This window comes from Burkholderia sp. BCC1047 (assembly GCF_902833155.1).
Taxonomy (GTDB): domain Bacteria; phylum Pseudomonadota; class Gammaproteobacteria; order Burkholderiales; family Burkholderiaceae; genus Burkholderia; species Burkholderia sola.
In genome coordinates this window covers 64745-72155 of record NZ_CADFEH010000041.1, presented here as the reverse complement: position 1 = coordinate 72155, position 7411 = coordinate 64745, and the positions used below count along the sequence as shown (strand labels likewise).

General features: G+C 66.4%; 9 protein-coding genes. 8 read left to right on the top strand and 1 reads right to left on the bottom strand.

Features of this window, described 5'->3' with window-relative positions:
* Positions 1-160: 160 nt before the first annotated feature.
* Positions 161-1216, bottom strand: a complete 1056-nt coding sequence (purM, locus tag HWX55_RS31015) for a phosphoribosylformylglycinamidine cyclo-ligase (RefSeq protein ID WP_050011759.1) — start codon at positions 1214-1216, stop codon at positions 161-163.
* Positions 1217-1469: 253 nt separating this feature from the next.
* Between purM and hda the strand changes: the two genes are divergently transcribed.
* The 8 genes from hda to HWX55_RS30975 all read left to right on the top strand — a co-directional run bounded on the left by hda (position 1470) and on the right by HWX55_RS30975 (position 7404).
* Entirely contained in the window at positions 1470-2204 is a 735-nt protein-coding gene (gene hda / locus HWX55_RS31010) for a DnaA regulatory inactivator Hda (RefSeq protein WP_012327945.1), read from the top strand.
* An 11-nt stretch (positions 2205-2215) separates the two neighbouring features.
* Positions 2216-2893: an HAD family hydrolase gene (locus HWX55_RS31005; protein WP_175978473.1), complete on the top strand. Its 678-nt coding sequence runs from the start codon at positions 2216-2218 to the stop codon at positions 2891-2893.
* Positions 2894-2898: 5 nt separating this feature from the next.
* A complete protein-coding gene (gene pcnB / locus HWX55_RS31000) occupies positions 2899-4455 on the top strand; it encodes a polynucleotide adenylyltransferase PcnB (RefSeq protein ID WP_175978472.1) in 1557 nt (518 codons plus the stop codon).
* A 35-nt stretch (positions 4456-4490) separates the two neighbouring features.
* Positions 4491-5033 (top strand): 2-amino-4-hydroxy-6-hydroxymethyldihydropteridine diphosphokinase, encoded by a 543-nt coding sequence (gene folK, locus HWX55_RS30995; RefSeq protein WP_175978471.1) that lies wholly within the window; start codon positions 4491-4493, stop codon positions 5031-5033.
* Positions 5030-5716, top strand: a complete 687-nt coding sequence (locus tag HWX55_RS30990; RefSeq protein WP_050011762.1) for a deoxynucleoside kinase — start codon at positions 5030-5032, stop codon at positions 5714-5716. The genes folK and HWX55_RS30990 overlap by 4 nt, the downstream gene beginning before the upstream one ends.
* 43 nt (positions 5717-5759) lie before the next feature.
* On the top strand, positions 5760-6575 hold the full coding sequence (panB, locus tag HWX55_RS30985) for a 3-methyl-2-oxobutanoate hydroxymethyltransferase (RefSeq protein ID WP_089488184.1): 816 nt from the start codon (positions 5760-5762) through the stop codon (positions 6573-6575).
* A 188-nt stretch (positions 6576-6763) separates the two neighbouring features.
* Complete coding sequence (locus HWX55_RS30980; protein ID WP_175978470.1) at positions 6764-6958, top strand: hypothetical protein; 195 nt, start codon at positions 6764-6766, stop codon at positions 6956-6958.
* Positions 6959-6966: 8 nt separating this feature from the next.
* A complete protein-coding gene (locus HWX55_RS30975; protein WP_175978469.1) occupies positions 6967-7404 on the top strand; it encodes an STY0301 family protein in 438 nt (145 codons plus the stop codon).
* Positions 7405-7411 lie beyond the last annotated feature (7 nt).

Below are 7411 nucleotides of genomic sequence, written 5' to 3'. Positions count from 1 at the left end.
AGTCACCCGGGAAACCCTTGCCTTCGGCTAACTCTTCCCCTTGCCGGGCGAGTAGAGGACTTTCACCTCCAAGTAAGTGCGCCCTGCCGGGCGCACCCGAAAAAAAAGCCGCCCGGATCGACTCCGGGCGGCTCTTCCTACTGCATCTGCCTGCGGTGCGTCAGACCACGACCGTCTGCGCCTCGCCTTCGCGGGTCGCCCGCACGGTGCCGATCTTCCACACCTGTTCGCCGGCGGCGGTCAGGTCGGCGATCGCTGCGTCGGCATCGGCCGCCGAGACGATCACGGCCATCCCGATCCCGCAGTTGAACACGCGGTGCATTTCCGCGTCGGCGACGCCGCCGTGCTCCTGCAGCCACTTGAACAGCGGCGGCAACGGCCATGCGTTCTGGTCGAGCTCGGCGGTGAGGCCTTCGCGCAGCACGCGCGGGATGTTCTCGACGAGGCCGCCACCGGTGATGTGCGCCATGCCCTTCACCGACAGCTTCTGCATCAGCGCGAGCAGCGGCTTCACGTAGATGCGCGTCGGCGCCATCAGCGTATCGGCCAGCGAGCGGCCGTGGAAATCGGCCGACAGGTCCGGATTCGCGCGCTCGATGATCTTGCGCACGAGCGAGAAGCCGTTCGAGTGGATGCCGCTCGATGCGAGGCCCAGCACCACGTCGCCTTCGGCGATCGTGCTGCCGTCGATGATCTTGCTCTTCTCGACCGCGCCGACCGCGAAGCCGGCCAGGTCGTATTCGCCGTCCGGGTACATGCCCGGCATTTCGGCCGTTTCACCGCCGATCAGCGCGCAGCCCGACAGTTCACAGCCGTGCGCGATGCCCTTGACGACGGTGGCGGCCGTGTCGACGTCGAGCTTGCCGCACGCGAAGTAGTCGAGGAAGAACAGCGGCTCGGCGCCCTGCACGAGGATGTCGTTCACGCTCATCGCGACGAGATCCTGGCCGACGGTGTCGTGTTTGTTCAGATGAAAGGCCAGCTTGAGCTTGGTGCCGACGCCGTCGGTGCCGGACACGAGCACGGGCTCCTGGTACTTCTTCGGCACTTCGAACAACGCGCCGAACCCGCCGATGCCGCCGAGCACGCCGTCGCGCAGGGTTTTCTTCGCAAAAGGCTTGATCTTGTCGATGAGCGCGTCGCCTGCGTCGATGTCGACACCTGCGTCGCGATAGGACAGACCCTGAGCGTCGGGAGCGGATTTCGGAGGATTCATGGGGGAATGCGAGAAGGTCGGTAAAATGCGATTTTACCCGAAGCCGGCCCGTTGGCCGGAATTCCCAGCACCGAATCGTCAGGGATTGCATCTTGGTCAACACGTCCCCGTTTTCATCGCCGGGCGAAGCGCGCCGAAACCCGCGCCGCGCCGCCGTGCGTACGGTCGCGCGTGAAGTCAGCCGAGGCGCCTTCCCCCGCGCGTGCCCGGCGTACGGCACGCGTTTTTTCAACCGATCCGCATTGTGACTGCTGTGTCCCGTCAACTGACGCTCGATCTCGGCACGCCGCCGCCCGCCACGTTCGACAACTTCATCATGAGCGACGAGAACGACGAGCTCGTCACGCGCCTGCAGAAGCTCGATCTCGCGCTCGCGGCCGGCCCCGTGCCGGACCGGTCGTTCTACATCTGGGGCGAGCCGGGCAGCGGCCGCACCCACCTGCTGCAGGCGCTCGTGAGCGACGCGTCGTACGGCTATGCGCGCTACCTGACGCCGCAGAGCCCGCTCGGCGCGTTCACGTTCGACCCGCGCATCGGCATCTACGCGATCGATGACTGCGACCGGATGAGCGACACGCAGCAGGTCGCGCTGTTCAACCTGTTCAACGAAGTGCGCGCACATCCGTCGAGCGCGTTCGTCGCGGCGGGCCCCGCGGCGCCGCTCGCGCTCGACGTGCGCGAGGATCTGCGCACGCGGCTCGGCTGGGGGCTCGTGTTCCACCTGTCGCCGCCGTCCGACGCCGGCAAGATCGCGGTGCTCAAGCTCGCGGCGAAGGAGCGCGGAATCGCGCTCACCGACGACATCGCCGCGTACCTGCTGACCCATTTCCGCCGCGACATGCCGAGCCTGATGGCGTTGCTCGACGCGCTCGACCGCTTCTCGCTCGAGCAGAAACGCGCGGTCACGCTGCCGCTGCTGCGCCGGATGCTCGCGCGCCCCGGCGACGACATCACACCACCTGGCACGGGCCCGAACCGCTTCGAGTAAAATGCGCTTCCATGACTAATCTGGCACTCTTTGACCTCGATCACACGCTGATCCCGACCGATAGCGACCACGAATGGGGCCGCTTCATGGTGAAGCTCGGCATCGTCGACGCGGAAAGCTTCTCGCGTCAGAACGACCAGTTCTTCGCCGACTACAAGGCCGGCAAGCTCGACATCCATGCGTACCTGTGCGCGATGCTCACGCCGCTCGCGAAGTACTCGCGCGCGCAGCTGGCCGAGTGGCACGAGCAGTACATGCACGAGGTGATCCGGCCGGCGATGACGCCCGCCGCGCTCGAACTCGTGCGCCGGCACCTCGATGCCGGCGACCTGTGCTGCGTCGTGACGGCGACCAACGAATTCATCACGCGCCCGATCGCGACCGCGTTCGGTGTCGACACGCTGATCGCGTGCGAGGTCGAAACGACCGACGGGCATCCCGATTCGCCGTACACGGGCCGGCCGACCGGCACGCCGAGCTATCGCGAAGGCAAGATCGTGCGCACCGAAGCATGGCTCGCGTCGCTCGGCAAGCACTGGGACGACTTCGAGCACAGCTACTTCTACAGCGACTCGCACAACGATATCCCGCTGCTCGAGAAAGTCACCGACCCGATCGCGACCAACCCTGACGACACGCTGCGTGCGCATGCAAGCACCCGCGGCTGGCGTATCCTCGATCTCTTCTGAACGTCGTGATCAAAAAATTCATTCGAAAGCTGCTCGGCCAGGACGAAACCGAGCAAACGTCCCCCGCGGCGGCCCCGGCCGACGAAGCGGCCCCTGCTGCCCCGCGCGCGCCGAAGGGCGCCCGCGGCGGCGGCGCGAAAAAACCGCGCAGCAACCACGAGCCGACCGTCGTGCCGGCCAGCGTGCACGGCATCAACCCGGCGCTGATCTCGAAGAACGCGGTGCGCGTGACCGACACGCTGCAGCAGGCGGGTTTCCGCGCGTTCATCGTCGGCGGCGCGGTGCGCGATCTGCTGCTCGGCATCGCGCCGAAGGACTTCGACGTCGCGACCGACGCGACGCCGACCGAGGTACAGCGCCTGTTCCGCCGCGCGCGCCTGATCGGCCGCCGCTTCCAGATCGTCCACGTGCAGTTCGGCCAGGAACTGATCGAGGTATCGACGTTCCGCGCGCTGGTCGACGCGCCGCCCGAGGCGGCGGCGGCCACGGCCGAGCCGCCGAGGCGCCTGAAGCGCGACGAACTCGATCGCCGCACGCACGCGGTCGACGCGAGCGGCCGCGTGCTGCGCGACAACGTGTGGGGCGAGCAGCACGAGGACGCCGCGCGCCGCGACTTCACGATCAACGCGATGTACTACGACCCGTCGACGCAGACAGTGCTCGACTATCACGACGGGATGGCCGACGTACGCGCCCGTCTGCTGCGGATGATCGGCGATCCGGCCACGCGCTTTCGCGAGGATCCGGTGCGAATGCTGCGCGTCGTGCGCTTCGCGGCGAAGCTCGATTTCGAGATCGAGCCGCATACGCGCGAGCCGATCCACGCGCTCGCCGACCTGATCAACAACGTGCCGGCCGCGCGCCTGTTCGACGAAATGCTGAAGCTGCTGCTGTCGGGCCACGCGCTCGCGTGCCTGCAGCGGCTGCGCAAGGAAGGGCTGCACCACGGGCTGCTGCCGCTGCTCGACGTCGTGCTCGAACAGCCGCAGGGCGAGAAGTTCATCACGCTCGCGCTGAACAACACCGACGCGCGCGTGCGCGCCGGCAAACCGGTGTCGCCGGGCTTCCTGTTCGCGACGCTGCTGTGGCACGACATGCGCCAGCGCTTCGAGCAATACACGGCAGCGGGCGAAATCCCGGTGCCGGCGCTCCATCGCGCGATGGACGACGTGCTCGACATGCAGACCGAGAAACTTGCGATCCACAAGCGCTACTCGGCCGACATGCGCGAGATCTGGGGCCTGCAGCTGCGCCTGGAGAAACGCTCGGGCCGCAGCGCGATGCGGCTGCTGGAACACCAAAGGTTTAGAGCGGGGTATGATTTCCTCCTGTTACGCTGCGAATCCGGCGAGCTCGAGACGGAAGTCGGACAGTGGTGGACGGATTTCATCGAAGGCGACGCGGCCGCTCGCGAGGCATTGCTCACGCAGGGCGGCTCGAAGGAAAAATCGCCCCGCAAGCGGCGCCGCCGCGGCGGTGCGCGAAACCGCCAGCAGGGCGAAGGCGCCGCCGAGCAGGCGCCGGGTACCGCGGGCGATACCGCGAGCGGTTCCGACGACTGACGCGCGCGCCGGCGAACGACGTAGGAAGTGATGCCATGACGGTTGCATATATCGGACTGGGGGCGAATCTCGGCGATGCGCGCCAGACCCTGAAGGACGCGGTGGTGTGCCTCGCGCAGCAGCGCACCATCTCGATCCTCGGCAAATCGAGCCTGTATCGCACGGCGCCGTTCGAAGCGGACGGCGACGACTACTACAACTGCGTCGTCAAGCTCGACACGACGCTGTCGGCCCGCGAGCTGCTCGCGCTCTGCCAGAAGATCGAACATCACTTCGGCCGCGAGCGCCCGTATCGCAATGCGCCGCGCACGCTCGACCTCGACATCCTGCTGTTCGGCGCCGATTCGATCGACGAACCCGACCTGATCGTCCCGCACCCGCGCCTCACCGACCGCGCGTTCGCGCTCGTGCCGCTCGTCGAGATCGAGCCGGCGCTCGACATCCCCGCGCGCGGCCGTGCCGACGCCTTTCTCGCCGCCGTCGCGGATCAGCGCGTCGAAAAGGTGCAAACCTGCCAGTGCCCGATGCAAAAGGCGCTCGCTGCCGGCGAAGACGCCGACAAGACCCGCTGCCGATGAACTCGACTCCGCTGACCGTCACCGCGCCCGACCTGCGCGCCCCGCACCGCTATCTCGTGATCGAAGGCCCGATCGGCGTCGGCAAGACGACGCTCGCGCGCCTGCTCGGCGAGCGCTGGTCGATGCAGACGCTGCTCGAGCGCCCGCAGGACAACCCGTTCCTCGAACGCTTCTATCGCGACACCGCGCGCTACGCGTTGCCCGTCCAGCTGTCGTTCGCGCTGCAGCGCGCGCAGCAGGCGCGCGAGCTGATCGGTGCGCTCGACACGGGCCGCCCCGTCATCGCCGATTTCATGCCGCAGAAGAACGACATCTTCGCGCGGCTGAACCTGCCGGAAGACGAGTGGCAGCTGTATCGCTCGGTCGCCACGCACGTCGACGTGCCGCAGGCGCCGTCGCCCGATCTCGTCGTCTATCTGCAGGCCAGCCCCGAAGTGCTGTTCTCGCGCATCCAGAAGCGCGGGACGCCGATGGAGCTGCAGATCAGCGACGCGTACCTGCGCTCGCTCGTCGACGCGTACAACGAATTCTTCTACCACTACGACCGCACGCCGGTGCTGACGGTCGCAGCCGAACACCTGAACCCGCTGGATTCCCCCGAAGATCTCGCCCTGCTGGTCGAGCGCATCGAGACGATGCGCGGCCGCAAGGAATTCTTCGTCAAGGGCGAGACGACGCGCTGACGCGTCCTCGCCTGTCGTTTCTCACCACCGACCCGGATTTCCCATGACCTATCTCCAGGAATCGAGCCGGCCTGCCGTGACGGTCCCCAAGCTGCAGGCAATGCGCGACGCCGGCGAGAAGATCGCGATGCTCACGTGCTACGACGCGAGCTTTTCCGCGCTGCTCGATCGCGCCGGCACCGACGTGCTGCTGATCGGCGATTCGCTCGGCAACGTGCTGCAGGGCCACTCGACCACGCTGCCCGTGTCGATCGACGACATCGCATACCACACCGCCTGTGTCGCCCGGGCGCAGCCGCGCGCGCTCGTCGTCGCCGATCTGCCGTTCGGCACGTACGGGACGCCGGCCGACGCGTTCGCGAACGCGGTCAAGCTGATGCGCGCGGGCGCGCAGATGGTCAAGCTCGAAGGCGGCGAATGGCTCGCCGATACGATCCGCTTCCTCGTCGAACGCTCGGTGCCCGTGTGCGCGCACCTCGGCCTCACGCCGCAGTCGGTGCATGCGTTCGGCGGCTTCAAGGTGCAGGGCAAGACCGAGGCCGGCGCCGCGCAATTGCTGCGCGACGCGCGCGCGATCGAGGATGCCGGTGCGCAGCTCGTCGTGCTCGAAGCCGTGCCGACGCTCGTCGCGGCCGAAGTCACGCACATGCTGAAGATCCCGACGATCGGCATCGGCGCCGGCGCCGACTGCTCGGGGCAGGTGCTCGTGCTGCACGACATGCTCGGCGTGTTTCCCGGCAAGCGGCCGCGCTTCGTGAAGGATTTCATGCACGGGCAGCCGACCATTCAGGCGGCCGTCGAAGCCTATGTGAGCGCTGTGAAGGATCGGTCGTTTCCGGGCCCGGAACACTCGTTCTGAGTGGGCCGGCAGCGCCGTGGCGCACTGCCGGCGTTCGCTGCAGCACACTCGCTGAGCTGACCGGCAATGCGGTACGCCGTTTCTCGTACTGCATGACCGGACAACGCGTACTTTCTAACTCGTCCTATTTCTACACGCCTTCGTCGCGGCGACCATCGAACCTTCGCCAATCGAAGGAGCGGCAAAAGATGGCTCATGTGTATGAAAAGGCGGCTGAACTCGTCGGGCAAAAGCTGGCAGGCGATGGTGAGTGCGTCGCGCTGGTCAAGATCTATACTTCCGTCGGCCCTACCGCCATCTGGCGACCGGAAAAAAGCAAGGACAAGAATGGCCGCTACATCGATCCGAGCAATAACGCCGATGCATTCTCGGTCGTGAAATGAGGATGCGCATGCGCCCAATACCGTATCGATCGATCGCCATCGCCGCATTCGCATACAGTTCGCTCGCCGCGTTACCCGCGTCAGCTGCAACAGCAGAGTGCCCCGCACGCGTTGCCGTTACCCAGCAGCTCGATGGCCAACCGCCCGATGGCTGGAAAAACTTCGACACGCAAGATACTTATCCGCTTGCCGCCGTCAGATTCTGGTCAGGACCGCCGGACCGGATGACGTCGTTGGTGCCAAACCGCTCGCGTTCCGAGTCCAACAGCGATATTTATATCTGGTCGCTCGCCGAAAACAGTGAAGACTATTGGGTTTCGTGCGACTACGGCAATACGAGCGTCGTGATCGCTCGGCCGCTGGGCAAACAGGCACAGACCTGCGTCGCGCGCTACCGACGTGGGCACGCCATCGTACAAAGCTGGCAATGTATGCCGCGGAAATAATCCGCGT

Bases quoted from the DNA above. Each gene is read 5' to 3' on its own strand.
- purM (WP_050011759.1), bottom strand. From the start codon at position 1,216: ATGAATCCTCCGAAATCCGCTCCCGACGCTCAGGGTCTGTCCTATCGC.
- HWX55_RS31005 (WP_175978473.1), top strand. From the start codon at position 2,216: ATGACTAATCTGGCACTCTTTGACCTCGATCACACGCTGATCCCGACC.
- HWX55_RS30990 (WP_050011762.1), top strand. From the start codon at position 5,030: ATGAACTCGACTCCGCTGACCGTCACCGCGCCCGACCTGCGCGCCCCG.
- panB (WP_089488184.1), top strand. From the start codon at position 5,760: ATGACCTATCTCCAGGAATCGAGCCGGCCTGCCGTGACGGTCCCCAAG.
- folK (WP_175978471.1), top strand. From the start codon at position 4,491: ATGACGGTTGCATATATCGGACTGGGGGCGAATCTCGGCGATGCGCGC.
- HWX55_RS30975 (WP_175978469.1), top strand. From the start codon at position 6,967: ATGCGCCCAATACCGTATCGATCGATCGCCATCGCCGCATTCGCATAC.
- HWX55_RS30980 (WP_175978470.1), top strand. From the start codon at position 6,764: ATGGCTCATGTGTATGAAAAGGCGGCTGAACTCGTCGGGCAAAAGCTG.